General features: G+C 36.6%; 29 protein-coding genes. 15 read left to right on the top strand and 14 right to left on the bottom strand.

Translation table 11 applies throughout. The features are described 5' to 3' along the window. Positions 1-453: an AsnC family transcriptional regulator gene (locus ALW18_01215; GenBank protein AOE51259.1), complete on the bottom strand. Its 453-nt coding sequence runs from the start codon at positions 451-453 to the stop codon at positions 1-3. Between the two features lie 191 nt (positions 454-644). Between ALW18_01215 and ALW18_01210 the strand changes: the two genes are divergently transcribed. From ALW18_01210 to ALW18_01200, 3 genes are all read left to right on the top strand, one after another. After that, positions 645-1,862: a cystathionine beta-lyase gene (locus ALW18_01210; protein AOE51258.1), complete on the top strand. Its 1,218-nt coding sequence runs from the start codon at positions 645-647 to the stop codon at positions 1,860-1,862. A gap of 147 nt (positions 1,863-2,009) precedes the next feature. Then, positions 2,010-4,184 carry a peptidase gene (locus tag ALW18_01205; GenBank protein AOE51257.1) on the top strand — a complete coding sequence of 725 codons (2,175 nt, stop codon included), beginning with the start codon at positions 2,010-2,012 and terminating at the stop codon, positions 4,182-4,184. A gap of 45 nt (positions 4,185-4,229) precedes the next feature. After that, on the top strand, positions 4,230-4,853 hold the full coding sequence (locus ALW18_01200; GenBank protein AOE51256.1) for a hypothetical protein: 624 nt from the start codon (positions 4,230-4,232) through the stop codon (positions 4,851-4,853). 32 nt (positions 4,854-4,885) lie between these two features. Here the strand turns inward: ALW18_01200 and ALW18_01195 are convergent, their stop codons facing one another. The 3 genes from ALW18_01195 to ALW18_01185 all read right to left on the bottom strand — a co-directional run bounded on the left by ALW18_01195 (position 4,886) and on the right by ALW18_01185 (position 6,982). Continuing rightward, positions 4,886-5,497 carry a hypothetical protein gene (locus tag ALW18_01195; protein ID AOE51255.1) on the bottom strand — a complete coding sequence of 204 codons (612 nt, stop codon included), beginning with the start codon at positions 5,495-5,497 and terminating at the stop codon, positions 4,886-4,888. A 68-nt stretch (positions 5,498-5,565) separates the two neighbouring features. Next, a complete protein-coding gene (locus ALW18_01190; protein ID AOE51254.1) occupies positions 5,566-5,799 on the bottom strand; it encodes a hypothetical protein in 234 nt (77 codons plus the stop codon). After that, complete coding sequence (locus ALW18_01185; GenBank protein ID AOE51253.1) at positions 5,783-6,982, bottom strand: DNA methylase; 1,200 nt, start codon at positions 6,980-6,982, stop codon at positions 5,783-5,785. Before ALW18_01185 ends, ALW18_01190 begins: the two co-directional genes overlap by 17 nt. 58 nt (positions 6,983-7,040) lie before the next feature. On the opposite strand from ALW18_01185, the gene ALW18_01180 reads away from it, so the two are divergent. From ALW18_01180 to ALW18_01150, 7 genes are read left to right on the top strand one after another with little or no spacing between them, the layout of a single operon-like run. Further along, a complete protein-coding gene (locus ALW18_01180; protein ID AOE54267.1) occupies positions 7,041-7,772 on the top strand; it encodes a methyltransferase in 732 nt (243 codons plus the stop codon). A 4-nt stretch (positions 7,773-7,776) separates the two neighbouring features. Beyond that, complete coding sequence (locus ALW18_01175) at positions 7,777-8,484, top strand: ZIP family metal transporter (protein ID AOE54266.1); 708 nt, start codon at positions 7,777-7,779, stop codon at positions 8,482-8,484. A gap of 20 nt (positions 8,485-8,504) precedes the next feature. Continuing rightward, on the top strand, positions 8,505-9,320 hold the full coding sequence (locus tag ALW18_01170) for an N-acetylmuramic acid-6-phosphate etherase (GenBank protein AOE51252.1): 816 nt from the start codon (positions 8,505-8,507) through the stop codon (positions 9,318-9,320). After that, positions 9,307-9,525: a hypothetical protein gene (locus tag ALW18_01165; GenBank protein AOE51251.1), complete on the top strand. Its 219-nt coding sequence runs from the start codon at positions 9,307-9,309 to the stop codon at positions 9,523-9,525. Before ALW18_01170 ends, ALW18_01165 begins: the two co-directional genes overlap by 14 nt. A gap of 2 nt (positions 9,526-9,527) precedes the next feature. Continuing rightward, positions 9,528-10,115: a hypothetical protein gene (locus ALW18_01160; protein ID AOE51250.1), complete on the top strand. Its 588-nt coding sequence runs from the start codon at positions 9,528-9,530 to the stop codon at positions 10,113-10,115. Beyond that, positions 10,115-10,486, top strand: a complete 372-nt coding sequence (locus ALW18_01155) for a DNA topoisomerase IV (protein AOE51249.1) — start codon at positions 10,115-10,117, stop codon at positions 10,484-10,486. Before ALW18_01160 ends, ALW18_01155 begins: the two co-directional genes overlap by 1 nt. Before the next feature lie 10 nt (positions 10,487-10,496). After that, positions 10,497-11,273, top strand: coding sequence for a hypothetical protein (locus tag ALW18_01150; protein AOE51248.1), 777 nt, complete (start codon positions 10,497-10,499; stop codon positions 11,271-11,273). A 60-nt stretch (positions 11,274-11,333) separates the two neighbouring features. On the opposite strand, the gene ALW18_01145 is transcribed toward ALW18_01150, so the two are convergent. From ALW18_01145 to ALW18_01135, 3 genes are all read right to left on the bottom strand, one after another. Continuing rightward, positions 11,334-11,528, bottom strand: coding sequence for a hypothetical protein (locus tag ALW18_01145; protein ID AOE51247.1), 195 nt, complete (start codon positions 11,526-11,528; stop codon positions 11,334-11,336). A 209-nt stretch (positions 11,529-11,737) separates the two neighbouring features. Then, positions 11,738-12,211, bottom strand: a complete 474-nt coding sequence (locus ALW18_01140; GenBank protein AOE51246.1) for a hypothetical protein — start codon at positions 12,209-12,211, stop codon at positions 11,738-11,740. A gap of 359 nt (positions 12,212-12,570) precedes the next feature. Beyond that, positions 12,571-13,062 (bottom strand): DNA glycosylase, encoded by a 492-nt coding sequence (locus ALW18_01135; protein ID AOE51245.1) that lies wholly within the window; start codon positions 13,060-13,062, stop codon positions 12,571-12,573. A 318-nt stretch (positions 13,063-13,380) separates the two neighbouring features. Between ALW18_01135 and ALW18_01130 the strand changes: the two genes are divergently transcribed. The 5 genes from ALW18_01130 (at position 13,381) to ALW18_01110 (ending at position 19,414) form a co-directional block, all read left to right on the top strand. Further along, on the top strand, positions 13,381-13,911 hold the full coding sequence (locus ALW18_01130; GenBank protein AOE54265.1) for a hypothetical protein: 531 nt from the start codon (positions 13,381-13,383) through the stop codon (positions 13,909-13,911). A gap of 75 nt (positions 13,912-13,986) precedes the next feature. After that, positions 13,987-14,643 carry a hypothetical protein gene (locus ALW18_01125; protein ID AOE51244.1) on the top strand — a complete coding sequence of 219 codons (657 nt, stop codon included), beginning with the start codon at positions 13,987-13,989 and terminating at the stop codon, positions 14,641-14,643. 100 nt (positions 14,644-14,743) lie between these two features. Continuing rightward, positions 14,744-15,529, top strand: coding sequence for a hypothetical protein (locus ALW18_01120; GenBank protein ID AOE51243.1), 786 nt, complete (start codon positions 14,744-14,746; stop codon positions 15,527-15,529). Between the two features lie 5 nt (positions 15,530-15,534). Next, positions 15,535-18,180: a hypothetical protein gene (locus tag ALW18_01115; GenBank protein ID AOE51242.1), complete on the top strand. Its 2,646-nt coding sequence runs from the start codon at positions 15,535-15,537 to the stop codon at positions 18,178-18,180. 40 nt (positions 18,181-18,220) lie between these two features. Continuing rightward, the gene (locus ALW18_01110) at positions 18,221-19,414 is read left to right on the top strand and encodes a peptidase (protein AOE51241.1); all 1,194 of its coding nucleotides are present in this window, start codon (positions 18,221-18,223) and stop codon (positions 19,412-19,414) included. A 48-nt stretch (positions 19,415-19,462) separates the two neighbouring features. Here the strand turns inward: ALW18_01110 and ALW18_01105 are convergent, their stop codons facing one another. The 7 genes from ALW18_01105 to ALW18_01075 all read right to left on the bottom strand — a co-directional run bounded on the left by ALW18_01105 (position 19,463) and on the right by ALW18_01075 (position 25,678). Then, positions 19,463-20,335, bottom strand: a complete 873-nt coding sequence (locus ALW18_01105; GenBank protein AOE51240.1) for a succinate--CoA ligase — start codon at positions 20,333-20,335, stop codon at positions 19,463-19,465. 114 nt (positions 20,336-20,449) lie between these two features. Further along, positions 20,450-20,812, bottom strand: coding sequence for a hypothetical protein (locus tag ALW18_01100; protein ID AOE51239.1), 363 nt, complete (start codon positions 20,810-20,812; stop codon positions 20,450-20,452). 1 nt (position 20,813) lies between these two features. Beyond that, entirely contained in the window at positions 20,814-21,743 is a 930-nt protein-coding gene (locus tag ALW18_01095) for a UDP-3-O-(3-hydroxymyristoyl) glucosamine N-acyltransferase (protein AOE51238.1), read from the bottom strand. Positions 21,744-21,828: 85 nt separating this feature from the next. Further along, positions 21,829-22,395: an elongation factor P gene (locus ALW18_01090; GenBank protein ID AOE51237.1), complete on the bottom strand. Its 567-nt coding sequence runs from the start codon at positions 22,393-22,395 to the stop codon at positions 21,829-21,831. Positions 22,396-22,453: 58 nt separating this feature from the next. Next, a complete protein-coding gene (locus tag ALW18_01085; protein AOE54264.1) occupies positions 22,454-23,242 on the bottom strand; it encodes an acyl-ACP--UDP-N- acetylglucosamine O-acyltransferase in 789 nt (262 codons plus the stop codon). A gap of 10 nt (positions 23,243-23,252) precedes the next feature. Further along, entirely contained in the window at positions 23,253-24,641 is a 1,389-nt protein-coding gene (locus ALW18_01080; protein ID AOE51236.1) for a hydroxymyristoyl-ACP dehydratase, read from the bottom strand. Between the two features lie 8 nt (positions 24,642-24,649). Next, the gene (locus tag ALW18_01075) at positions 24,650-25,678 is read right to left on the bottom strand and encodes a UDP-3-O-(3-hydroxymyristoyl) glucosamine N-acyltransferase (protein ID AOE51235.1); all 1,029 of its coding nucleotides are present in this window, start codon (positions 25,676-25,678) and stop codon (positions 24,650-24,652) included. Between the last annotated feature and the right edge of the window lie 16 nt (positions 25,679-25,694).

The following is a 25,694-nucleotide window of genomic DNA, read 5'->3' as shown; positions in this document are numbered from 1 at the left end:
TTACAGAACAATAACATTTGTATTCTTAACTTCCCCTATCATAAAAGTACTATGAGTACTCCCTATATGTTGCAACGTTGTCAATTTTGTTACCATAAACTCACGATAGGCTTCCATATCTTTTACATATATCTTTAATATATAATCGTAATCGCCACTCACATGATAACATTCTAAAACTTCATCCAGTTTGGTAACTTCCAGTTCAAAACGGGTAAGATATTCTTTTGTGTGCTGAATAAGTTTGAGATGGCAAAATACTACAAAATTCTTATCGATCATTTTTTGATCAACAATTGCAACATATTTATTTATTATCCCTTCCCGTTCCAGTTTTTTGATACGTTCATAAATTGCCGTAACCGAAAGGTTGAGTTTCAAAGATAGTTCTTTTGTTGTTTTAGTGCTATCCTGCTGTAGTAGCATAAGCAGTTTTCTGTCGGTTATATCCATACTTTGCCGTGAAATTTTCTTTTATCGCAAGGAAATTGAAGTTATTTAATGTAATTTTATTTATATAAATCCAAATATATAGATTTATAATCTAATATACTTCATTATTATTGATTTTTAAACCGTAAATATTTCTATTTGTTAAGAATAAAATCTATAAAAAGTTAGTAAGTAATTTTAAAAATTTAGTCATGGAATTCAATCCCGCGGATAAAATACAGGATTTACAATATTTCGGAGAGTTTGGAGGCGTTAACCCATCAATCTCAGATTCGTCTACCTATACCTTTCTTTCGGCAAAAACAATGTTCGATACTTTTGAAGGTAATGCAGAAGGATGTTACCTTTACTCAAGGCACTCTTCGCCGAGTAATCTTTACTTAGGGCAGGCACTTGCCGCAATGGAAGGTACTGAATCTGCCAATGTTGCAGCTTCAGGTATGGGAGCGATAACACCGGTACTTTTGCAATTGTGTGCAGCAGGTGATCATATTGTTTCAAGCCGAACTATTTACGGGGGTACGTATGCCTTCATGAAAAACTTCATGCCCAAATTACAAATCAAAACATCTTTTGTCGATATCACCAAATTAGATGTTGTTGAAGAGGCAATAACACCTACAACTAAAATACTCTATTGTGAAACGGTAAGTAATCCGCTTCTAGAGGTTGCCGATATTGAAGGTCTGGCAAAAATTGCTAAAAAACACAATCTTAAATTGGTTGTAGATAATACGTTCTCTCCCCTATCTGTTGCTCCGGCAAAAATGGGTGCAGATATCGTTATTCATAGTCTTACTAAATTCATAAACGGAAGCAGCGACACTGTAGGTGGTGTTACCTGTGGAACTCAGGAGTTCATAGACACACTTCGTAATGTAAATGATGGTGCTAGTATGCTTCTTGGCCCGACAATGGATAGTCTTCGTGCTGCAAGCGTACTCAAAAACCTTCGTACGTTGCATATACGAATGAAACAACACAGTCACAATGCTCTATACCTGGCTGAACGTTTTGAAAAAGATGGGCTTAAAACGGTTTATCCCGGACTTAAAAGTCACCCAAGTCATGAATTATACAAAAGCATGATAAATCCTGAATACGGTTTTGGAGGCATGATGACCCTGGATGTTGGTACACTTGATAAGGCAAATGAACTAATGGAACTGATGCAGCACCGTAACCTTGGTTATCTTGCAGTGAGCCTTGGGTTCTATAAAACGTTGTTCAGCGCGCCGGGAACTTCCACTTCCAGCGAGATACCAATGGATGAACAAATAGAAATGGGTCTTACCGACGGGCTTATCCGTTTCTCTATCGGGCTTGATAATGACATTGAAAGAACCTATCAAATGATGAAAAAATGCATGGTTGATGTTGGTGTTCTTCAAGCGGGAGCAACATTATAAACAAACTGAATTGACTATTATAAATCCGTTTCTAATTAAGAAACGGATTTTTTTGTAACTAAAACTTACACTTTGCTACTAATTAACGTATTAATATTTCGGCATAATTTATAGTTTAGTTAAATTCGCCACTCTAATAACAAACACATGAAAAAACTAGTATGGTTATTCCTTGTATCGGGAATGGCTGCAACAGCACAAAAAAATCTTACCGTTCAGGAAGCTACTTTTGGCCAGTATCAGGTTTATGCTCCAAAAACACTTGTCGCTCCATCATGGAGAAAAGATGCTAAAACAATAACCTATTTAGATAATACCTATTCTAACCTTGTTGCTAGAAGTGCAGAAAGCCAGTGGGCTGAAACTACGCTTATATCTAAAACAGAACTTGCGGCTGCGCTAAAAGCAAAATTCCCTTCCGATACTTTTGAACTCCAAATTTTCCCATATACCTACAAATGGAATGACAAAAATACCCTTGCATTTGAAGTGAACGGAAAAGACAAAACCTACTTGGTTCTTTTTGATGCCGATAAAAAAGAAGTTAAAAGTGCTATAGCTGTATCTCAGGACGCTACTCAACAAACACTATCTCCAAATGGTACTGCCGCTGCATGGCTTAAAGAGAATAATATTGTCGTTACACAAAACGGAAAAGATATAAACGTTACAAACGATGCCGATAAAGGGATTGTAAACGGTAGCGATTATGTTCACCGTCAGGAATTTGGTATTAATAAGGGCATGTGGTGGAGTCCTAACAGTGACAAACTTTTGTTTTATCGCAAAGACGAAACTATGGTTGCCAACTATCCGTTGACGAACTGGAATGAGCGTATAGCTTCTAATAAAGACATAAAATACCCAATGGCGGGTATGAAGAGTGAAGAAGTTACACTTGTGGTATACGATGTAGCTTCAGGCAAATCGGTTACTTTAAAAACTGAAGGGCCAAAAGAGCAGTTTTTAACTTGTGTTACCTGGTCGCCTGACGGTAAAAAAGTTTACGTAGGTGTATTGAACAGGGAACAAAATGACCTGAAATTAAACCGTTATGACGCAGTTACGGGGAACTTTGAAAAGACATTATTTGAAGAAAAAGCACCTACATATGTAGAGCCGCTTCATGATCTAACTTTTATACCCGGTAAGAATAATGAGTTTTTATACCGATCTGAAAAAGATGGGTTTGAACAATTATACCACTACAATACCGATGGTAAACAGCTAAAAAAACTGGGATATCAGGATGTGGTAATCACTGAATTTTCAGGCTTTGATGCCGATGCAAAAAATTCGTTCTACATTGGTACTGCAAACAACGGACTTGAAAGGCAACTTTATAAAGTAGAACTTAAATCAGGAAAAACCGTTCCGGTTACATCTATGAGCGGTACACATACTGCCATTGTAAATTCTGACGGTTCGCTTGCGCTAGATATGTTCAGTAATACTAAAACTCCCAACAATGCAATAATTGTTGACATCAAAACAAAAAAAGAGAATACACTTTTTAAAGCAGATAATCCATATGATGGTAAAACGGTTTTACCTAAAATGGAACTGGTTACAATTACCTCTGCCGATGGCAAAACGCCACTTAACGGAAGGATGATTTATCCTGCTAACTTTGATGCCAACAAAAAGTATCCGGTAATCGTTTACGTTTACGGAGGCCCACACGCGCAACTTGTTACAAATGATTGGTTAGGTGGAGCATCTTTATTTGATTACTACCTGGCACAGCAGGGATATGTTGTATTTACTCTTGACAACAGAGGTTCTGATGCCCGTGGACGTGATTTTGAACATGTTGTTCACCGTAATCTTGGTGTGAACGAAATGGCCGACCAAATGAAAGGTGTTGAATATCTTAAATCTCAGGCTTTTGTAGATAACGAAAGAATAGGAGTTTCAGGATGGAGTTTTGGCGGATTTATGACATCTTCGTTAATGCTTGACCAAGCTGACACTTTTAAAGTTGGTGTTGCCGGAGGCCCCGTGTGCGACTGGAAATATTACGAAATAATGTACGGAGAGCGTTACATGGATACGCCTCAGGAAAACCCTGAAGGTTACGCTAAAACAAACATTATTGACAAAGCGAAACAATTAAAAGGAAGACTTCTGGTAATTCATGGAGCTCAGGATAATGTAGTTGTGCAGCAGCACAGCATGGAGTTTATCAATGCATGTATCGCAGCAGGTAAACAGGTTGACTACTTCTTATATCCTAACCATGAACATAATGTTCGCGGAAAAGACAGAATTCACCTGAACCAAAAAATTGCAGATTATTTTGATACTTATCTAAAAAAGTAATATCATTGACGGAGGCTTTAAGCCTCCGTTTTTTTATTATCTATTATGACTGAAATTCAAAAACTTAACCGCTTTACTACCCTGCCTATCCTTTTAGATATGCTGGAGCGTAAGAAACTCACCTTGCTAAACCCTAAACTTTGGGAGGACCGGAATGATTCTGAAATTATCCTGGATTATAAATCGCGTAAAGGTATTACCAATCTGTTTGCATTGTGTTTTTCCCATGATGATGAAACCATTCATCACTGGAAAACGTATTCTAACGGACCTAGTGGCTGTGTGATTGAATTTGATGCTAAGAAACTCCTGGCCTTATTAGATAAGATCCCCGGTTTAAAACACGATAAAGTAACCTACAGAAAATTACCGGATATTGAAAAGAACAAAGTAGATATTGACGCCATGCCTTTCACGAAACGCTGGCCATATCGTTGTGAAGAAGAATATAGAGTAATCTATGAAACCAATGATAAAATGGATTTCTTTGAAATTGATATCCCTATAAATATCATACGTAAAGTGACAATCAACCAGCAAATGCCGGAGCAGATATACAATACGATAAAAGGCTACCTTAAGGAGGCTACTAAAAATCCCGATAGCAGGATAAGCCGCTCTACCCTTTATGAAAACAAACGCTGGATAAACGGATTTAAAAGAATGTAACTAAAAACGGAGGCGATAGCCTCCGTTTTATATTATAGTAAAAAATTCAATCCAATGTTAATGGCATCCCTGGATCCGGTTATCCTGTCGAAGTCATTATTTTTTAATACCTCACTAAAGCCATACTGGCCGTCATATTCAAAGAATAATTTAAGCTTGTCACCAATTGGTATTTTTACACCTATACCAAAAGCAAGTCCGGCATCTGTAGTATTAAAACCATCTTTGATATCTGTATCGAAAGTAGTTTCTTTAGCACTCATAAGGAAACCAACATAAGGTCCAAAATTCAGGTACCAGTTTCTTTTGCTTCCAAAATGCCAGTTCGCCATAACAGGCACAGTAATATAATCTAGGTTTATATCTGTACGAATAAGATTTCCATTAATATCGGTCAAAAAATCTTTATCCCACCCCTTTCTATCATATATCGCTTTTACTTTAATACTCCAGCGATCTGAAAAATAAAAATCTGCAGAAGCACCAATATTAAATGTTTGGTTCGTTTCTGCGTAATCGTCATCATCGCTAACGGTTGACATACTGTAACCGGTATTAAAACCAAACTCTATACTGCCTTTCGTCTGTGCGTCAGCAGCAGTTGTCAGCGCCAATGCTGCAATAATTAAATAAATTTTCTTCATGTTGATTGATTTGTTTTATGACGCAAACTTAATCAAAAACAGTATCCAAAAAATATGGTTATTTAAAATTATTTAACTTCTTTCACATTTTTAAAAAAGAGCCATTTCATAAAGATTTTTTCTTCTCCCTGATATTTCACCATTTGAAATTTCGGCGCTAATATTGTTGTTACAACTGCAGCTATAAGTGGCTTCCAAAACCCCTGTACATCTGTAAAATTATGCAGTAGCAGATATGTTATTACATAAAAGGGAAGAAACCCAAGTAAATTATATACGAATGATTTAAGTTGTTTGCTCATCTCTATCTTCTTGTGATTCTGTATTATCTCGTTGAAATTTAGTTCTCTTACTGCCCTCATACATTTCGTATTTTACAAAACGCGTTTCAAGCTTACCATTAAACAGCTTAATTTTTCGCGAAGGTTTCAACCCAACAAACTTAAGTGCTTCAAGATTAGCAGTAATAAACCATGCATTTGTTCCCGGGTAGCTTTGTTTTAGCGTATCGCCTATTTCCCTGTAAAAACGCTCTAGATCGATATCAAGCCTTTCACCATAGGGTGGATTAAATACCATATGTAATGGCCCACGTGTTTCTTTTTCGGTAGTAAAAAAGTCAGCCTGCGTTATAGTAACATAATCTTCAAGGTTAGCGTTCTGAATGTTATCCTTTGCTTTCATTACAGCAGAAGGTGCTTTATCATAACCTTTTATAGTATAATGGAATTCGCGAACCTTTTTCATTAATGAATCCACGATCATATCGAAAAGGTCGTTATCCCAATCGTTCCACTTTTCAAAAGCAAACTCTTTACGGTTTATGTTAGCCGGAATATTACATGCAATCATAGCTGCTTCGGCAAGTATCGTACCCGATCCACACATCGGATCCATAAAGTCGCCTTGTCCGTCCCAACCTGAAAGCAACAGCATACCTGCTGCAAGCACCTCATTAATTGGGGCTATGTTAGTCGCTGTCTTGTATCCCCTTTGGTGCAATGAATTACCTGAAGTATCTAACGCTACAGAACACTGGTCATCGTGAATATGAATATTTATTCTTAGATCCGGAAAATCTTTATCGATATTTGGCCTCTTGCCATAACGGTCTCTAAACTGATCTACAATCGCATCTTTCGTTTTTAAAGCCACAAATTGCGAGTGGTTAAATTGTTCTGAATGTAGTGTAACATCAATTACAAACGACTGGTTTGCATTAAGATATTTTGACCAATCTATACCCTGAATACCTTTATAAAGGCTTTGCTCGTTGTAAGCCCTGAAATGGTAAATTGGCTTAAGTATCTTGATGGCAGTACGTAAGGCAAGGTTTGCTTTATACATAAAGCCCTTATCTCCTTTAAAACTTACCATCCTTACACCCTGCTCAACTTCCTGAGCTCCTAAAACCTGCAGTTCCTTGGCAAGTATCTCTTCAAAACCAAAAAAGGTTTTGGCAATCATTTTATAATTATTTTCCATGTGCCTGAATCAAATTCTTGGCAAAAATAAACTAATTTTGCGGGTACACTCAATGAATATGCAAAAAGAAAATAAGAACTGGTTTGCGTCGTGGTTCGACACACCTTATTACCACATACTTTATAAGGATCGCGACTATGAAGAGGCACAGCTCTTTATGGACAATATTACACAATACCTTAACCTTCCTGATGATGCCAAAATACTTGATCTGGCATGCGGAAAAGGTCGTCATTCCATCTACCTTAACCAGTTAGGCTATGATGTAACCGGGGCAGACCTCTCTGAGAACAGTATAGCGGAAGCGTCTAAACACAGTAACGACAAACTTCATTTTGAAGTTCATGACATGCGTGAGCCTTTCGAACAAAAGTTTGACGCTATTTTTAACCTGTTTACAAGCTTTGGTTATTTTGAAAATGACAGCGATAACTCAAAAACCCTTAAAGCTATTTGCGAAAGCCTTACCGAATATGGTTTTGGAGTGATCGATTTTATGAACGTAAACCAAGTGATTAAAAATCTGGTGCCTGAAGAAACTAAAACGGTGGATGGTATAGATTTCCATATTAAGCGTTACGTCAAGGACAATCATATTTTTAAAGAAATCGATTTTGAAGATAAGGGCGAACAATTCCATTTCACAGAAAAAGTTCAGGCACTAACGCTTGAAGATTTTGAAAGCAAAATGGAAGAATCCGGAATTTATCTCTTAGATACGTTTGGCGACTACAAGCTTAAGAAGTTCTTTAAAAATGAATCAGAACGTTTAATAATGATCTTTAAGTAATATGATGATATATATATTACCCTTACTCTCTGTTATTTTAGGATACGGAATTGCACTTATATTAAAACCTACAAATAAAAAAAGCCTTAAACTGCTACTTGCATTTAGCGGATCTTTTCTGCTGTCTCTTACAGTTTTACATTTATTGCCTGAAGTTTATGAAGGTGCACATCATGCACACGAGGGACATGATCATGACCATAATAATCCGATAGGTATTTTCATAATGGCAGGTATTGTTTTCCAGATAATACTTGAGTATTTTTCTAAAGGTGCCGAGCACGGGCATGTACACGTTCATGGTAATGAGCATCTGCACAAAATGCCATGGCTATTATTCATCAGCCTTTGTATACATGCATTGCTTGAAGGTATGCCTGTAAGCCATCATGCAGATATGGCTTGGGGAATTGCTATACACCACTTCCCTATTGCAATTATACTAACAGCATTTTTTATAAATTCAGGACTTAAAAAGCCTGCAATATTGTTATTTATGCTTGCCTTTGCCGTGATGACGCCACTGGGCACGCTGATATCGGGACAATTAGAATTTATTAGTCATTATTACACCGAAATTTCTGCTATAGTTGTAGGTATTCTATTTCACATATCATCTACTATAATATTTGAAAGCAGTGAAGGCCATAAATTTAATCTCGCTAAGCTTCTGGTTATAATTTTGGGGGTCATAATGGCCTATTTTCTTTAACTTTACGTAAAAGCCAAATCATGTCGTTTACTAAAACTACCGAACAAAGCTCTAAATACAATCACCTCGAAACGATGCCTGTTGCAGAACTGCTTTATAACATGAACAACGAAGATAAAACTGTACCACTTGCAATAGAAAAAGCATTACCTCAGATTGAAAAACTGGTTGAAAAAGTAGTTGATCAATTAAAAAAAGGCGGTCGTTTATTTTATATCGGTGCCGGAACAAGCGGAAGGCTTGGTATAGTTGATGCATCGGAATGTCCTCCTACTTTCGGGGTACCTTTCGATTTAGTTATAGGCCTTATCGCCGGTGGTGATACTGCGATACGAAGAGCTGTAGAATTTGCAGAGGACGACCGTGAACAAGCCTGGAAAGACTTGTCTGAATACAACATCAACGATAATGATTTTGTTTTAGGTATTGCTGCATCCGGCACAACTCCTTATGTAATAGGCGGCCTTGAAAAATGCAATGAAGGTAATATTCCCACCGGATGTATAACCTGCAATAGCGGAAGTCCACTTTCAAAAGTATCAAAATTTCCTATTGAAGTTGTTGTAGGACCTGAATTTGTTACGGGAAGTTCCCGTATGAAGGCAGGGACTGCACAAAAACTGGTGCTGAATATGATTTCTACAACATCTATGATACAATTAGGCCATGTAAAAGGCAATAAAATGGTAGATATGCAGCTTAGCAACCATAAACTTGTAGACCGTGGTGTTCGCATGATAATGGATGAGATTAACATATCCCAAGAAGAAGCGTCTGCATTATTACAGGAGCATAAAAACGTTAGAAAAGCAATTGAAGCCCATGCCAACAGATAGAAAGATACTCGCAAAGGGAATTAAATACCTAAGTGGTGCATTGCCCTTATTTTTCCTCGGCCCGGTTGTTATCCACAGTTCATTTAAGAATCAGGCACATCCAATGTTTATACCTGTTTTGGGTTTAGGGATCATTACTTGTCTTATTGCAATATTTCTTGTCTTTTTCGGAATAAAAACTATTATGAAAAGTTTATTTAGCTAGCTATGGATATCGCCGATGATTATCTTATAAGTATCAGAAAACAATTTCTTTATTATAAAACATTGGCCGATAAGGCAATGGAACAGCTTGCTTCTGAACAACTTTTCCATACACCCGATGATGACACCAATAGTATTGCTATAATAGTAAAGCATCTTCATGGCAACATGCTCTCCCGCTGGACAGATTTTTTAAGTACCGATGGTGAAAAAGAATGGCGTAATCGAGATGAGGAATTCCAAAATCCGTACACTGATAAAGAGACACTACTTGATAAATGGGAAGAAGGATGGAAATGCCTTTTTGATACTCTTGATAATTTAAAATCTGAAAACCTTACTGATATTATTTATATACGTAATGAAGGCCACACCGTAGTTGAAGCTATAAACAGGCAACTGGCACACTATCCTTATCATGTAGGTCAGATGGTATTTTACGCTAAACTTTTAAAAACCGAATCCTGGTCCAGCCTTTCCATTCCTAAAAACAGATCTTCAAGCTATAATACAGATAAGTTTTCTGTGGAAAAAGGAAAAAGAAACTTTATTGATACCGAACTGGGCAAACTTAATAATCGCGAGAAATAATGAAAAAATTATTACTACTTCCATTGTTTGTTATATTAGCTTCATGTTATAATAACGAACGTAACTGTAAAGATTTTAAGACAGGGAAGTTTAAATTTGAATATGAGATTGACGGTCAGAAGAAAACCACTATGTTTGAACGTACTAACAGCCTTGAAATAGAAACGTTTGAAGGTAAAACAGATACATCGTCTGTACGTTGGGTAAGTGATTGTGAATATATACTGCAAAAGATACATCCTAAGAATATGCAGGAAGAAAAAGCAGTGCAAATGAAAATATTAACTACAAAAGACAATTCATACACTTTTGAGTTTTCTATTGTAGGAGATAATAACAAACAAAAAGGTACAGTAACCAAACTTAACTAAGACAAAGCTGATGCTCGAAGTATTTTCAAATCCAAATGCCTGGGTAGCACTATTAACCCTTACATTTCTTGAGATAGTTTTAGGTATAGATAATATTATCTTTATCTCTATTGTTACGGGAAAGCTTCCGCCGGAAGATCGTAAGAGAGCTACACGAATAGGTTTATTTCTTGCAATGTTCATGCGTATCGGACTATTGTTTGGAATCACACTCCTTATCGCGATGAAAGAACCGTTTTTCAGTGTAGACTGGAATTGGTTTAAAGCAGATTTTACCGGGCAGGCGTTAATATTGTTTGCCGGTGGTATATTTCTGATTTACAAGAGTACTAAAGAAATTCACGAAAAAGTAGATCATAAAGGTGAAGAAGAAATGACACTGGGCGGTGGCGTAAAAAAATCTTTTGCAGCTATCATACTTCAGATACTTATGATTGATATTATATTTTCTGTAGACTCTATACTTACAGCCGTAGGCATGACAAATGGCCTTGAAGGCGCTCTAATCATCATGATAACAGCTGTAGTAATATCTGTTGGTATAATGATGTTATTTGCCGTACCTGTAGGAACGTTTGTGAATGCAAATCCATCCATACAGATATTAGGATTGGCATTTTTAATACTTATTGGTTTTATGCTGATAACTGAAAGCATGCATCTTTCCGGGGCAGAACTTGCAGGGCAGCACGTTGGCGCTGTACCCAAAGGATATCTTTATTTTGCAATTGCATTTTCCCTTGCAGTTGAATTTCTTAACATGAAGATGCGAAAGAAAAAGGTATAAATGGCTGATAAAAAATAAGGCAGGAAGTATCCTGCTTTTTTTATTAAAGTACGTTTGCGTTTATGCTTTCTTATGCATTCTGTTTCGTAATGGAATATTAATAATCATTCCTGTTATGCATATAAGTATAAGTATAGATACTATGCAGAAGTATACAAAGCCCTCAAAGCTGTTCAGGTTGGGGAAATCTGTAATTATATAAAACAACGACAGCATTAAGACGATAACCGAAGTAATAAAACCAAATACTTTCATAATCCAATGATTTAAACTATTAATCAAAAAAAGAATAGAAAGGACTATAAGGTGTTTAGTACTTTCAGTTTTAACTATTTTTCATAAATATTATATTGATAAAAAATATGAGAGAACATGCTCTCAGTTCGTTCTGACATAAATTTACAAAAAAAACTTAAATAAAAGTTAAAACACAAAGAAATAACGATAATGTAATACTGGCGTTATTATGACTTGCTTTTATAAAGTGTAGTAAAAGAAAAAATACGATTAAAATAAGCCTCTAAACATTCAAGATCTTCCTTCGATGAAGATTTTACAAGTCCATTTTCGATGAAATATACCTCAGAGCCGGTGGTTTTAGACTTTGAATTTTTTCCATTCTTAAAAACTAGTTTCGTAATCGTTACCCTATACTTACCTTCACGCAACTCAATCTCAAAGTTAAAATTGAATTCGTTATTAAGATAAGCTGAGGCTTCTTCACAGGTGTTTTTAAGCAAAGTGGCATGTCCTTTATAAATATTTTTTGAGGCGGAATCAATCTTAAGCTTAGAATGTCTTTTAAGGAGTTGCGGGATATTCGTTTCATTTGAAATGTACACATTTTCCCAAAATAGTTTTTCGTTTCTCACACCAAAATTGGTACTTTGAGAATAACAATTAATTGCCAAAAACAATAAAAGAAAACACCTGCCCATAAATTGATCTGATTTGTAATGCAAATATAAAACTTAATACTGCCATCTACACTTACAATCACTTACGTTTATTGTTACAACTTGTAAGATAAATGTTCTAAAACGAAACACTATATCATTAATAAATATTCCTTGCATAGGTTAAAAAACTCACATTTAACTTAATTTTATAAATAATAGATTTCAATTTACTGAAATTGCGTCCACAAACCAATAATGATTTTTACAATGAAATGGGGGAATTTAAAAATGAAAGTGAGACTTCTTGTGAATAATGCTATGAGAAGTTACAAACAAAGAAGGCTTAGAAGATATTTTATGTCTTAAAGAGCAAGTGCTATGAAAAATTTTGCCGCTGGTTATTTAGTAATCAGCGGCAAAATTTTTTCAGACCATATGGCTAACTTTTCAGTAAATGATTTCGTTGCATTCGCCCCGCTTGGAGATGGCAAAATATCATATTCTATATCTTCTCTCCTTCCGATATATTTATCATAATATGCCGCCGCATTTTTACTTGAAAACAAAATGTTTTTAAGGTTGGGAAAAGATTTGTAAAATGCAGTAAAATCATTTGGTTGCTCGCTCTTAATTTTGCTGTCGAGACTCCCCTCGCGTTCGCAATAGGCAAGCACATCCCACACTGCAATAGCATTATCTTTTAATAATGATTTCCTGTGTTCATAATCGTTTGATAATGGCATTTCAAACATAGTAAATAATAGTTTCCAGAACTGGTTGCCCCTATTCCCATAATATTCCTGTAATTCAAGTGATTTTTCTCCCGGCATAGTTCCTAATATGAGGATTTTAGAATCGTCGTTTATTAACGGAGGGAAGGCTTTTTTCATTAAAGTATAAATTTAATGTACAATTTTATAATTATTGTAAATAATTTTAAGTATTCTGTAAGACAGTGAGTTAAAGTATTGTTACAACATTTTATTTTGTGATTTAGTTAGCACTAAGGCATATAATCATCAGCTAATTTTGATATCCAATCAACAATTTACTTATAGTATTTGAACTAATCAAAATTAATTGAAAACATTATGAAAACAGCAACAAAAACTACAGCAAAAGCAACGAAGACAGCTGCAGCTTCAAGAGCTAAGAGTGCGACGTCAACTAAAACTCCGGCTGCTAAAACATCTACAGGTACCGGTAGAATGGTTAAAGCAAAATCTACAGCAGCCGATGGACTAAAAGAACTTTACATAGACTGCCTTAAAGATATTTACTGGGCAGAAAAAGCACTGACAAAAGCATTGCCTAAAATGGCTAAGAATGCTACTAATGAAAACTTAGTGAATGCACTAAACGAGCATTTAACCGTAACCGAAGAACAGATTGCCAGACTTGAAAAAGTATTTGACCTTATTGGCAAAAAAGCAGTTGCAAAAAAATGTGAAGCTATGGACGGTCTTATTAAAGAAGGCCAGGATATTATGGAAAGTACCGAGCCGGGACCGGTTCGTGATGCCGGTATAATTGCTGCATCCCAAAAAATAGAACATTATGAAATTGCAACGTATGGTACAATTTGTGCCTTTGCAAAAACATTAGGACAGGATGAAGCGGCGGCTTTATTACATGAAACTCTGGCTGAAGAAAAAGAAGCTGATATCACTTTAACTGAAGCCGCTTACAACACTATCAATTTTGATGCTGCTGAAGAGGACGATAATGAAATGGAATAGATGCTACAGCATTGTTGAAAAATGGGGTTTATTGTAAACCCCATTTTTTAGTTTACAACCATTTATACACCAAATATGAAAACATTCTTTAGGAATAATAGCCTTTCAATTGTCTTTTTCTCCCTCTTTGTAATTTCAATAGTTGCACAGATAGTTTTTGGATTTAAAGAATATAATAAAGAATTAACCGAGCTGGGAGCTGCAACTATAAACATATCGCACTATTTTTCTACAGGGCATTTTATAGAATCAACATTTGAGAACTGGGAAAGTGAATTTTTACAGATGGCTCTATTTGTACTGCTTACTATCTTTTTGAAAGAGAAAGGATCATCCGAATCTAAAAGTTTTGAAAAAGATGAGCCGGTAGACAGAGAACCCGACCCAAATAGAAAAGGTGCTCCCTGGCCGGTTAGAAAAGGTGGTTTTATCTTGAAAATATACAAACACTCATTAACAATAGCTTTGTTTCTACTATTCATAATATCATTTATTCTACATTTTTATGGCAGTCTCAAAGATCAGAACCAGCAAAATGCTTTAAGAAGCGAGCCTTTAGAATCAGTTTCTAATTATCTTATAGATTCGAGATTTTGGTTTGAATCGTTTCAAAACTGGCAAAGTGAATTTTTATCAGTATTCGCTATAATTGTACTTTCTATTTACTTAAGACAGAAAGGGTCATCGCAATCCAAGCCTGTCGATGCACCAAACATGGAAACCGGCGAATAATTGTGAAAGTCATATTAAAACAGTAAGAACTAGACTATAATCTTTGTAAATTGAATATCACTGGCAGTAAAATTCCTGTTAGTTCAAAAAAACACTTACTATGAAAGCACTATGGAAAGGCAGCATCAGCTTTGGTTTGGTGCACATACCAATAAAATTATATAGCGGCACACAAACTCACAGGATAGCACTTGATATGATTAGGCAAAAAGATAAATGTTCTATCCAATATGTACGTGTATGCAAAAAAGATGGCAAAGAAGTGCCTTGGGAAGATATTGCTAAAGGCTACCGCAAAGAAAATGGCGATTACGTTATTCTTGATAAAAATGATTTCGCTAAAGTTTTACCGGAGAAAACACAATCCCTGGACATATTTGAGTTTATCAAAGAAGATGAAATTCCGTCAAAATACCTTGAAAAGCCTTATATAACCGAGCCTGCTAAAGAAGCGAAGAAAGTATATGCTCTTTTAAGAGAAGCATTACTAAAATCAGGTAAGGTTGGTCTGTGTAAATTTGTAATGCGTACTACCGAACATCTGGGAATATTAAAAGTTGAAGACGATGCTATATTATTAATTCAGATTCGTTTTGAAGATGAATTACGCGATCCTGACGAAGCAGAACTTATTCCTAAAGACATAAAGATCGCAAAAAAGGAACTCGATATGGCTATGAGTATTATTGACCAGCTTACTGATACTTTTGATCCTTCCAAATACAAAGACACCTACAAAGCAGAACTTATCAAAATGATTAAGAAAAAAGCTGCTGAAAAACCGGGTGCTAAAGCTCCTGCGCCCCGCAGAAAGAAAAAGACACCTGAAGCTAAGGATGATTTATTAGAACAGCTTAAAGCAAGCCTGGCTGCTATTAAAAACTAATTGCCATGAAGTTATCTGAATATAATAAGAAAAGAGATTTTAAGAAGACTGCCGAGCCTAAAGGAAAGGTGAAAAAGTCAGGCAAGGAACTTCGCTTTGTTGTTCAGAAGCATGATGCATCCCGATTGCATTACGATTGGCGTTTAGAAATTGATGGTGTTTTAGTGAGCTGGGCGGTTCCTAAAGGGCCGATAGCCGATACAACAGTTAAACGCCTGGCGATGCATGTTGAAGATCACCCTATGGATTATATTGATTTTGAAGGCACTATACCAAAAGGGCAATATGGTGGTGGTACTGTTATGGTTTGGGATACAGGTACTTTTTTAGCTGAAGGAAGTGATGATGTTCAGGAAAGTGAAAAGATGCTGCAGAAGATGCATAAAGAAGGGAACATCAAGGTTGTGATGAGTGGTAAAAAGCTAAAAGGCTCTTACCATCTCGTACGAATGAGCGGTAAACAGGATGAATGGCTATTGCTTAAAGGAAAAGATGAATATGCAGATAAAAAAGAATTCGATCAGGATTCGGTATTAACAGGGCGTACGCTGGAAGAAATTGAAAGTGATAAAAAATCGGATGTTTGGGAAAGTAACAGAGAAGAAAAAACCAAACATGGCGATGACAGTAACATACTGGAAGATGATTTGAAAAGTAAGAAGGCTTTAAAGAAGGAAACCGACCCTACTCCTGCTTTTACTGCTGAAGATGTCGCCAATGCAAAACCGCTTAAAACTTTTCCAAAAGATTGGAAACCACAATTGGCCACTTTGGCGGACGAAATATTTGATAATGATGAATGGATATTTGAAACCAAATATGATGGGTATCGTTCGCTTATACAAATAAACAAAGGTAAAGTAGATCTTGTTTCGCGAAATGGTATATCATTCAATAATAAGTATGCACAGCTTGTAAAGTCATTTGGGGTTATTAAAGATAACATGATACTGGATGGCGAAATTGTTGTTGAGGACAATAAAGGCAATAGTCGTTTTCAGTGGCTGCAATACTTTCAGGATAATCCGGATCAGGGCAAATTAAAGTGTTACGTGTTTGATATTCTTTATTTCAACGGCTACGACCTGACTTCACTCAAATTACTTCAGCGTAAACGAATTCTGGAAGCGCTATTGCCCCAAGCAGATGATATACTATATTCAGAACATATAATCGGAAAAGGCGCGAAGGCACTTGCAAAAGCAGAAAAGGATGGTGGTGAAGGACTTATTGCTAAAAAAATATCGTCTACCTACCATGTAAACAAACGATCTAAAGAATGGCTTAAAATTAAAATAACTAAAGAACAGGAAATGGTTATTGGCGGCTATACTGAACCTAAAGGTTCACGTACAGGCTTTGGCTCGCTCCTTCTTGGCTATTATGAAGATGGTAAGTTTATATATTCAGGTAAAGTAGGTACAGGCTTCAACGAAGAATCATTGAAAGAAATGTACCTAAAGCTTACTAAGCTGGAAAGTAAGACATCTTACTTCGAAATCAAACCTAAAGAACGTGGCGCACACTGGATTAAACCTGAACTTGTCGCCCAGATAAAATATTCTGAGTGGACTGAAACTGGAAGCCTGCGTCACCCTGTTTTTATTGCATTGCGAACAGATAAGAAACCAAAAGATGTTACAAGGGAAAAAGCTATAGCAACCGATAAAATCGTACCCGAAGAAAAAGCGACTCAAGACATTAAAAAAGCTAAATCTACCATTGTGAAAAAAGAGAATGTTTCAGCAAAGACGACGACTAGGGGTTTTGACACCGAAAAAGTTGAAGTATCCAATCCTGATAAAATGTTCTGGCCTACAGAAGGCTATACTAAAGGTGATGTTATAGCGTATTATGATGAAATGGCAGATTATGTACTTCATTATATAAAGGACAGGCCACAATCAATGCGCCGTAATCCCGATGGTATAAAAAATGAAGGTTTCTTTCAGAAAGATATGGCTGGAAAAGCACCATCCTGGGCAAAGACCCGAAAAATTAAATCTTCATCAAAAGGTGAATCTGTTGAATATCTAATATGTAATGATAAAGAAACACTCATTTATATGGCAAACCTGGGATGCATTGAAATAAATCCCTGGAGTAGCCGTGTTGGAAGTATAAATAATCCCGACTATATTATTTTCGACCTTGACCCAAATAAAGCTTCACTAAAAGATCTTGTTACTACAGCTAAAAAAGTAAAAGAAATTTTAGACAGCCTGAGCATAAAAGGTTACTTAAAAACCTCGGGGGGTAAAGGATTGCATGTGTTCATCCCGATACAGCCTAAGTATACGTACGACCAAACAAGGGATTTCTCTCACATTATTAGCGAAGCCGTACACAAAGCACTACCTAAAATAACCAGTCTTGAGCGCAGTCCTGCAAAACGTATTGGCAAAGTTTATTTAGATTTTTTACAGAATGGTAAAGGCAAAACCATGGCCTGTGCTTATTCTCTCCGTCCACGGGAAGGCGCTACAGCTAGCGCTCCACTAGAGTGGGACGAACTGGATAATAAATTCGACCTGAAAAATTACAACATTAAGACATTGCCAAAGAGGGTCAAAGAAAAAGGTGATCTTTGGAAAAACTTCTTTGATGATGCAATCGATCTCAAGGCAGTACTTGATAAACTAAGTGAATAATTATATAGCTTTCTTATATTTGTAAGAAAAGTAGAACTATATGTTTAAACGAATAATTATTGGAGGTTTTTTGATCTGTAATTTTTTAAGCAATGCCCAAAGCAAATATGAAACTGATTTTCTTGAGTTATGGACTGACTTTCAGAAATACTATGCCTATTTCGAAAAACAGGGCATTGACTGGGATAAGGTAAAAGAAATTTATCTTCCACTGGCAAAAGACATAAAAAGCAATGACGAATTTATATCTTTTCTTGAACAGGTTACCCACGAGTTACATAATGGCCACATTTCACTAAATACAGCCTTATATTCATCAAACAGGATTATTCCCAGCGGACAAGATGTTTTCGCAGAGAAAAGAGGCAATTCTTTTTTTATTACTGATGTCAAGAAAAATTCAGCCGCGGAACTCATAGGAATTAAACCCGGAATGCAATTGATTACATTTAATAGCAAACCAATAAATGAGCAAATTAAAAATTTCCTGCCTAAATATGCATCTGTATATGATGTTAGTATGTATTCTTACGCTGTAAATATGTTACTGGCAGGAAAGAGAGACAAATCCCGTGAAATCACAGTACTTAATAATGGCATTGAACAGAATTTTGTCCCTGATGATTCAAAAAACAATATAGCTTCCACTGCCCTTCTCGATTATAGAATACTGGATGGGAATACAGGCTATATCAGAATAAACAATTCGTTAGGTGACAATAAACTTATTGTCGAATTTGACAGAGCCATGGAAGAATTAACAAATACAAAATCAATAATTTTGGATTTGACTGACACACCGAGTGGTGGCAATACAACAGTTGCAAGAGGGATAATGGGGAGATTTACCGATAAAGCCCTACCCTATCAAAAGCATCAGATCAATGAAAGAGAATTTGGTACAGTAAGAAGCTGGGTAGAATATGTATCACCTAGAAAATCCACTTACAAGAGGAAATTAGTTGTTATGGTTGGACACTGGACCGGTAGTATGGGCGAAGGTGTAGCAATTGGATTTGACGGCATGAAGCGGGCAAAAATCGTCGGTACTAAAATGGCCGGGCTTTTGGGAGCCATATATACATTTAAGGCACAAAATACTAACATCGGTTATCAAATACCTGCTGAAAGTATGTATCACATCAACGGCACACCGCGTGAAGACTTTTTACCACAATATCTTACCGACACCGAAACTGAAACATACAGCAAAGCACTTAAATTAGTCAAATAAAAAAAGCTCCATTAAAAATGGAGCTTTTGCTTTATACATAGTAAGGAATTAACCTAATACTTCTTTAACTTTTTTCCCGATCTCAGCTGGAGAATCAACAACGTGGATACCGTTTTCTCTCATGATACGTTTTTTAGCTTCAGCTGTATCATCAGCACCACCAACGATAGCACCAGCGTGACCCATTGTACGCCCTTTAGGAGCAGTTTCACCAGCGATGAACCCGATAACAGGTTTTCTGTTACCATCAGCTTTAATCCATTTAGCAGCATCAGCTTCTAACTGACCACCAATTTCACCTATCATAATGATAACTTCAGTTTCAGGGTCATTCATTAAAAGTTCAACAGCTTCTTTAGTAGTAGTACCAATAATCGGGTCACCACCAATACCGATAGCTGTAGTGATACCAAGACCTTGTTTTACAACCTGGTCAGCAGCTTCGTAAGTAAGAGTTCCTGATTTAGAAACGATACCTACAGTACCTTTTTTGAATACAAAACCTGGCATGATACCAACTTTAGCCTCGCCAGGAGTAATAACACCCGGACAGTTAGGACCTACTAAACGGCAATCTTTATCTTGAATATAGTCATAAGCTTTGATCATGTCTGCAACAGGAATACCTTCAGTAATAGTGATGATTACTTTGATACCTGCTTCAGCAGCTTCCATAATTGCATCAGCAGCGAAAGCCGGCGGAACGAAAATGATAGTTGTATCTGCACCTGCAACGTCAACTGCATCTTTTACAGTATTAAATACAGGACGGTCTAAGTGTGTAGTACCACCTTTACCCGGTGTAACACCACCAACAACGTTAGTACCATATTCTATCATTTGGGTAGCGTGGAAAGTACCTTCGCTTCCTGTGAATCCCTGAACAATTATTTTGGAATCTTTATTTACTAGAACACTCATGATATATTTTTTAAATTATTTTTTAAATCGTGATGCAAAAATAGGGTTTTGTGAAATATAATTAAAGCTTTAGACCACTTTTATAAAGATATTTTTACTAAAAAATAATATTGACTAGCCTAGCTGGCTCATCAGATATCCTTTATAAAACTTATTATCTTTAACTTCCCAGATAACTACAAAATGGGCAAGTATCATTTCTTCCCCGGGATTTTCTATAGCATTTACATAATGGGTGTAGCGTACCGTTACAGCGTCACCTTCGGCTATAATATGTGTAACTTCAAGTCTGGCAGAAGAATATGATTTATCCAACTCGGCAGCAAGCGTAAGCAGATCGCTTTTTTCAAGCTGAAGAAAACCTTTAGAACTATGCCATTGCAGCATAAGATCGTCATGCAGATACTTACTCATGTCCGGACCGGACTTAAAAGCACCTGAACTATAATATTCTGACACAAGCTCTTTTGCACTCATATTATTTGATTTTTTCTAAAATTTCAGGAATACGTTTAATATGCGCCATCTGTTTTAGCTTCTCCCTCGACTCTTCTGCAGGATAGCCAAAATATACTTTACCGCCTTCAAGAGATTTACTAACCCCTGATTGCGCAAGTACAACAGCTTTAGTACCAATAGTTATGCCACTTGTAGTACCTACCTGGCCCCATAATGTAACTTCATCTTCAATAATTACACATCCGGCAATACCCGTTTGTGCTGCAATAAGGCATTTTTTGCCTATCACAGTATCGTGACCAATATGAACCTGATTATCAATTTTAGAGCCGGCTCCGATTGTAGTATCACCAGTAACACCTTTATCAATTGTACAAAGTGCGCCAAGACCTACGTTGTCCTCGATAACCACGCGGCCTCCCGATAATAACTGGTCAAAACCCTCAGGACGTTTTTTGTAATAAAAAGCGTCGGCACCCAAAATGGTTCCGGCATGAATAATCACGTTATCACCAATAACAGTATTATCGTAAATACTTACATTAGAATGTATAAGGCAGTTTTTACCTATTGTTACATTGTTGCCTACAAAGGTATTAGGTTGGATAACTGTCCCCTCACCTATTTTTGCGGTTGCGGCAATAGTTACATTAGACGACTGGAATGGCCTGAAATGCCTGGTAAGAAAGTTGAAATCCCTGAAAGGGTCATCTGAAATAATCAGGGCTTTTCCTTCAGGGCAGTCTACCTGTTTATTGATTAGTACAATTGTTGCAGCAGATTGCAGCGCTTTATCGTAATATTTAGGATGGTCTACAAATACAATATCCCCGGGCTCTACAACGTGAATTTCATTCATGCCGTGCACAGGGAAGCTATCATCACCTACATAATCACAGCCTATAATAGCTGCCACCTCTTTAAGAGGATAAACGTTAGGGAATTTCATTTTTTATGTTTGTTTGATTTTTTGTGATCTGGTTATTTGCATTGCCAAAGTACAAATAATCAAATAACCAGACCTACAAAATAAACTATTCTTTTACACGCTCCATGTACTGACCTGTAGCGGTATCAATTTTAATTTTATCACCTTCGTTGATGAATAATGGTACGTTTACATTTGCACCTGTCTCAACTTTCGCAGGCTTTGTAGCATTTGTTGCAGTATTACCTTTAACACCTGGCTCAGCATAAGTAACTTCAAGAACTACAGAAGCTGGCATATCTACAGATAGAGGCGCATCAGTTTCAGTATTCCAGATAACCATTACCATTTCGCCTTCTTTTAAAAGATCGGGAGCATCAAGGATATCTTTATGCAGCGATATTTGCTCATAAGTTTCAACATGCATGAAGTGGTACTGGTCTCCTTCAGGATATAAAAACTGGAATTTGTGGGTTTCAACCCTTACATCATCAATTTTGTGTCCTGCAGAAAAAGTATTGTCTAATACTTTACCATTGGTAAGACTTTTAAGTTTTGTTCTTACGAAAGCCGGGCCTTTACCTGGTTTAACGTGAAGGAATTCAATAATTTTATATATATCGTGGTTAAACTTAATACATAATCCGTTTCTGATATCTGAGGTACTTGCCATTGCTGTTTAATTATATTTTGTTTGTATGTCTATTTTTTTGATGTACTGTGTCCGAGTATTAGTTATAAATACCTGTATATCCTTTCATTACACCTCTTGATGAATTTCTGATAAACATGATAATCTCGTCACGTTCAGGAGTAGCTTCCATTTCAGCTTCAATTAAACTTAATGCCTGAGTTGTATTGTAATTTTTTTGATATAGTATTCTATATATTTCTTGTATTTCTCTTATTTTTTCAGGAGTGAAGCCTCTTCTTCTAAGTCCTACAGAGTTGATGCCAACATAAGACAATGGTTCTTTAGCTGCTTTAGTGTACGGAGGCACGTCTTTTCTTAAAAGTGACCCTCCGGAAATCATTGCGTGATCTCCAACACTAATAAACTGGTGAACCGCAGAAAGACCTCCGATGATAGCGTAGTTACCAATAGTAACGTGTCCGCCAAGTAAAACACCGTTTACGATAATAGCATTATCTCCAATATGGCAATCGTGAGCAACGTGTGCTGCTGCCATAATAAGACAGTTCTTACCGATAACAGTCTGACCTGAAGCAACTGTTCCCCTATTTATTGTAACACACTCTCTTATAGTGCAGTTATCTCCTATTATTGCAAGTGAATCTTCACCTCCAAATTTTAAATCCTGAGGTACAGCTGAAATTACTGCTCCCGGAAAAATATTACAGTTTTTGCCAATTCTGGCACCTTCCATAATCGTGACATTAGAACCTATCCAGGTTCCTTCCCCTATCTCAACATTATTGTGGATAGTGGTAAAAGGCTCAATCACTACGTTTTTAGCGATTTTTGCGCCCGGATGTACGTATGCTAACGGTTGATTCATAAATTTTTGTTTAGCTGTTTTTAACAATCTGCGCCATTAGTTCTGCTTCTGCAACAAGTTTACCGTTTGCATAGGCATTAGCCTGCATATGGCAGATACCTCTGCGGATTGGAGATATCAGATCGCATTTAAACACAAGTGTATCGCCCGGAAGCACTTTATTCTTAAACTTAACATTATCCATTTTCATAAAGTAAGTCAGGTAATTATCCGGATCAGGAACAGAACTTAGCACTAAAATTCCTCCACATTGCGCCATAGCCTCTACAATAAGTACTCCGGGCATAACCGGTGCGCCAGGGAAATGACCTACGAAGAAACTTTCGTTCATAGTCACATTTTTAAGTCCTACAACATGGTTGTCGCTCATCTCAAGGATTTTGTCAACCAATAAAAATGGTGGACGGTGCGGCAACATGCTCATTATTTTGTTAACATCCATTAAAGGCTCTTTGTGCAGGTCGTAAACCGGTACCTGGTTGCGCTCTTCAATTTTAATGATTTTAGACATTTTCTTAGCAAACTGGGTATTTACAAAATGTCCCGGTTTGTTTGCTATAACTTTACCTTTAATCCTGGTACCGATAAGTGCAAGGTCTCCAATTACATCAAGTAATTTGTGACGCGCAGCTTCGTTGGGATAATGAAGCGTAAGGTTATCAAGAATACCATTTGGTTTAACAGTAATACTGTCTTTACCAAAAGCAACTTTAAGGCTTTCCATTGTTTCAGGAGATATTTCTTTATCTACATAAACAATAGCATTATTAAGGTCTCCTCCTTTAATAAGCCCATTATTTAAAAGTGCTTCAAGTTCATGAAGGAAACTAAAAGTACGTGATGAAGCGATTTCTTCTTTAAAATCGGTCATATTTTTAAGTGTAGCATTTTGCGTGCCTAATACTTTAGTTCCAAAGTCTACCATTGCAGTTACCTGATAGTCGTCTGCAGGCATAACAATAATTTCACTGCCCGTAGCTTCATCAGTATAAGAGATTACCTCTTTAACCACATAAACTTTACGCTCTGCATTCTGCTCTTCCACACCTACTGATTCAATAGCTTCCACAAAAAATTTGGAAGACCCATCCATAATTGGAGGCTCAGATGCATCAAGTTCTATAATTACGTTGTCTACATCGCATCCTACAAATGCTGCAAGAACGTGTTCTGACGTTTGAATTTTAACTCCTTTTTTCTCAAGGTTAGTTCCTCTTTGGGTGTTAACTACATAATTAGCATCAGCCTCGACAATGGGTTGTCCTTCTAAATCTACCCTTACAAAAGTATAGCCATTATTAACAGGAGCAGGTTTAAAGGTCATAGTAACCTCTTTTCCTGTATGCAGGCCAACTCCTTTTAATGAAATCTCACTTTTGATTGTGGTTTGTTTAACCATTATATCTGTTATTTATATTGTTTGATTTGTTGCTTTAGTTCATCTATGTCTGCTACGATCTTAGGGAAATTCCTAAAATGAACATATGACTTATTGAAGTCGGAATATCCTAATGCAGGACTTCCCTGTATAATCTCTCCATCCGGGATGCTTTTACCCACACCTGACTGAGCTTGTATGCGAACTCCATTACCTATTGTGATATGCCCAACGATACCTACCTGACCACCTATAATACAATTGTTGCCAATTTTAGTTGATCCGGCAACACCGGTCTGCGATGCAATGACAGTATTCTCACCAATCACCACATTATGGGCAATTTGTATCTGATTGTCAAGCTTAACTCCTTTTTTTATGATTGTAGAACCCAATGTAGCCCTGTCTATTGTAGTACAAGAACCTATATCTACATTGTCTTCTATAATTACATTACCTATCTGAGGTATTTTACTATATACATTTTCTTCATTTGGAACGAATCCAAAACCATCTGAGCCAATGATTGATCCGGAATGTATTGTACATCCACTACCAATTTCTGTTTCAGAGTATATACGAACACCCGCAAATAATATCGTGTTGTCGCCAATAGTCACATTATCACCAACAAAAGTGTTAGGGTATATTTTTACGTTTTCTCCAATCTTAACATTCTTGCCTATATAACAAAAACTACCAAGATATAGATTTTCACCATAGGTAACATTCTCAGATATAACAGATGGCTGCTCAATACCCGACTTCATAAGCTTAACCTGATTATAGTATTCAAGAAGCTTAGAAAATGATGCATAAGCGTCATCAACCTTAATTAAGGTAGTAGCAATATCGCCTTCAGGTTCAAATGTCCTGTTAACTATCGTGATTGTAGCTTTTGTGGAGTATATGTATTGCAGGTATTTAGGATTGGCTAAAAAAGTAAGAGATCCTTCAATTCCTTCCTCTATTTTGGCCAGCTTATATACTTCGGCTTGTGGATTGCCCACAACATCGCCTTCCAGTATGCCTGCTATTTGTTCTGCTGTAAATTTCATCCCGACAAAAATATAA

This window comes from Flavobacterium psychrophilum, assembly GCA_001708385.1.
In the GTDB taxonomy this organism is placed as follows: Bacteria; Bacteroidota; Bacteroidia; order Flavobacteriales; family Flavobacteriaceae; genus Flavobacterium; species Flavobacterium psychrophilum_A.
The sequence above is the reverse complement of the archived record's forward strand: the minus strand, read 5'-3'. Positions and strand labels throughout refer to the sequence as shown.

What these genes read in the sequence shown, in the direction of transcription:
- ALW18_01215 (AOE51259.1), bottom strand. Translation starts at nt 453, where the DNA reads ATGGATATAACCGACAGAAAACTGCTTATGCTACTACAGCAGGATAGC.
- ALW18_01210 (AOE51258.1), top strand. Translation starts at nt 645, where the DNA reads ATGGAATTCAATCCCGCGGATAAAATACAGGATTTACAATATTTCGGA.
- ALW18_01205 (AOE51257.1), top strand. Translation starts at nt 2,010, where the DNA reads ATGAAAAAACTAGTATGGTTATTCCTTGTATCGGGAATGGCTGCAACA.
- ALW18_01200 (AOE51256.1), top strand. Translation starts at nt 4,230, where the DNA reads ATGACTGAAATTCAAAAACTTAACCGCTTTACTACCCTGCCTATCCTT.
- ALW18_01195 (AOE51255.1), bottom strand. Translation starts at nt 5,497, where the DNA reads ATGAAGAAAATTTATTTAATTATTGCAGCATTGGCGCTGACAACTGCT.
- ALW18_01190 (AOE51254.1), bottom strand. Translation starts at nt 5,799, where the DNA reads ATGAGCAAACAACTTAAATCATTCGTATATAATTTACTTGGGTTTCTT.
- ALW18_01185 (AOE51253.1), bottom strand. Translation starts at nt 6,982, where the DNA reads ATGGAAAATAATTATAAAATGATTGCCAAAACCTTTTTTGGTTTTGAA.
- ALW18_01180 (AOE54267.1), top strand. Translation starts at nt 7,041, where the DNA reads ATGCAAAAAGAAAATAAGAACTGGTTTGCGTCGTGGTTCGACACACCT.
- ALW18_01175 (AOE54266.1), top strand. Translation starts at nt 7,777, where the DNA reads ATGATATATATATTACCCTTACTCTCTGTTATTTTAGGATACGGAATT.
- ALW18_01170 (AOE51252.1), top strand. Translation starts at nt 8,505, where the DNA reads ATGTCGTTTACTAAAACTACCGAACAAAGCTCTAAATACAATCACCTC.
- ALW18_01165 (AOE51251.1), top strand. Translation starts at nt 9,307, where the DNA reads ATGCCAACAGATAGAAAGATACTCGCAAAGGGAATTAAATACCTAAGT.
- ALW18_01160 (AOE51250.1), top strand. Translation starts at nt 9,528, where the DNA reads ATGGATATCGCCGATGATTATCTTATAAGTATCAGAAAACAATTTCTT.
- ALW18_01155 (AOE51249.1), top strand. Translation starts at nt 10,115, where the DNA reads ATGAAAAAATTATTACTACTTCCATTGTTTGTTATATTAGCTTCATGT.
- ALW18_01150 (AOE51248.1), top strand. Translation starts at nt 10,497, where the DNA reads ATGCTCGAAGTATTTTCAAATCCAAATGCCTGGGTAGCACTATTAACC.
- ALW18_01145 (AOE51247.1), bottom strand. Translation starts at nt 11,528, where the DNA reads ATGAAAGTATTTGGTTTTATTACTTCGGTTATCGTCTTAATGCTGTCG.
- ALW18_01140 (AOE51246.1), bottom strand. Translation starts at nt 12,211, where the DNA reads ATGGGCAGGTGTTTTCTTTTATTGTTTTTGGCAATTAATTGTTATTCT.
- ALW18_01135 (AOE51245.1), bottom strand. Translation starts at nt 13,062, where the DNA reads ATGAAAAAAGCCTTCCCTCCGTTAATAAACGACGATTCTAAAATCCTC.
- ALW18_01130 (AOE54265.1), top strand. Translation starts at nt 13,381, where the DNA reads ATGGTTAAAGCAAAATCTACAGCAGCCGATGGACTAAAAGAACTTTAC.
- ALW18_01125 (AOE51244.1), top strand. Translation starts at nt 13,987, where the DNA reads ATGAAAACATTCTTTAGGAATAATAGCCTTTCAATTGTCTTTTTCTCC.
- ALW18_01120 (AOE51243.1), top strand. Translation starts at nt 14,744, where the DNA reads ATGAAAGCACTATGGAAAGGCAGCATCAGCTTTGGTTTGGTGCACATA.
- ALW18_01115 (AOE51242.1), top strand. Translation starts at nt 15,535, where the DNA reads ATGAAGTTATCTGAATATAATAAGAAAAGAGATTTTAAGAAGACTGCC.
- ALW18_01110 (AOE51241.1), top strand. Translation starts at nt 18,221, where the DNA reads ATGTTTAAACGAATAATTATTGGAGGTTTTTTGATCTGTAATTTTTTA.
- ALW18_01105 (AOE51240.1), bottom strand. Translation starts at nt 20,335, where the DNA reads ATGAGTGTTCTAGTAAATAAAGATTCCAAAATAATTGTTCAGGGATTC.
- ALW18_01100 (AOE51239.1), bottom strand. Translation starts at nt 20,812, where the DNA reads ATGAGTGCAAAAGAGCTTGTGTCAGAATATTATAGTTCAGGTGCTTTT.
- ALW18_01095 (AOE51238.1), bottom strand. Translation starts at nt 21,743, where the DNA reads ATGAAATTCCCTAACGTTTATCCTCTTAAAGAGGTGGCAGCTATTATA.
- ALW18_01090 (AOE51237.1), bottom strand. Translation starts at nt 22,395, where the DNA reads ATGGCAAGTACCTCAGATATCAGAAACGGATTATGTATTAAGTTTAAC.
- ALW18_01085 (AOE54264.1), bottom strand. Translation starts at nt 23,242, where the DNA reads ATGAATCAACCGTTAGCATACGTACATCCGGGCGCAAAAATCGCTAAA.
- ALW18_01080 (AOE51236.1), bottom strand. Translation starts at nt 24,641, where the DNA reads ATGGTTAAACAAACCACAATCAAAAGTGAGATTTCATTAAAAGGAGTT.
- ALW18_01075 (AOE51235.1), bottom strand. Translation starts at nt 25,678, where the DNA reads ATGAAATTTACAGCAGAACAAATAGCAGGCATACTGGAAGGCGATGTT.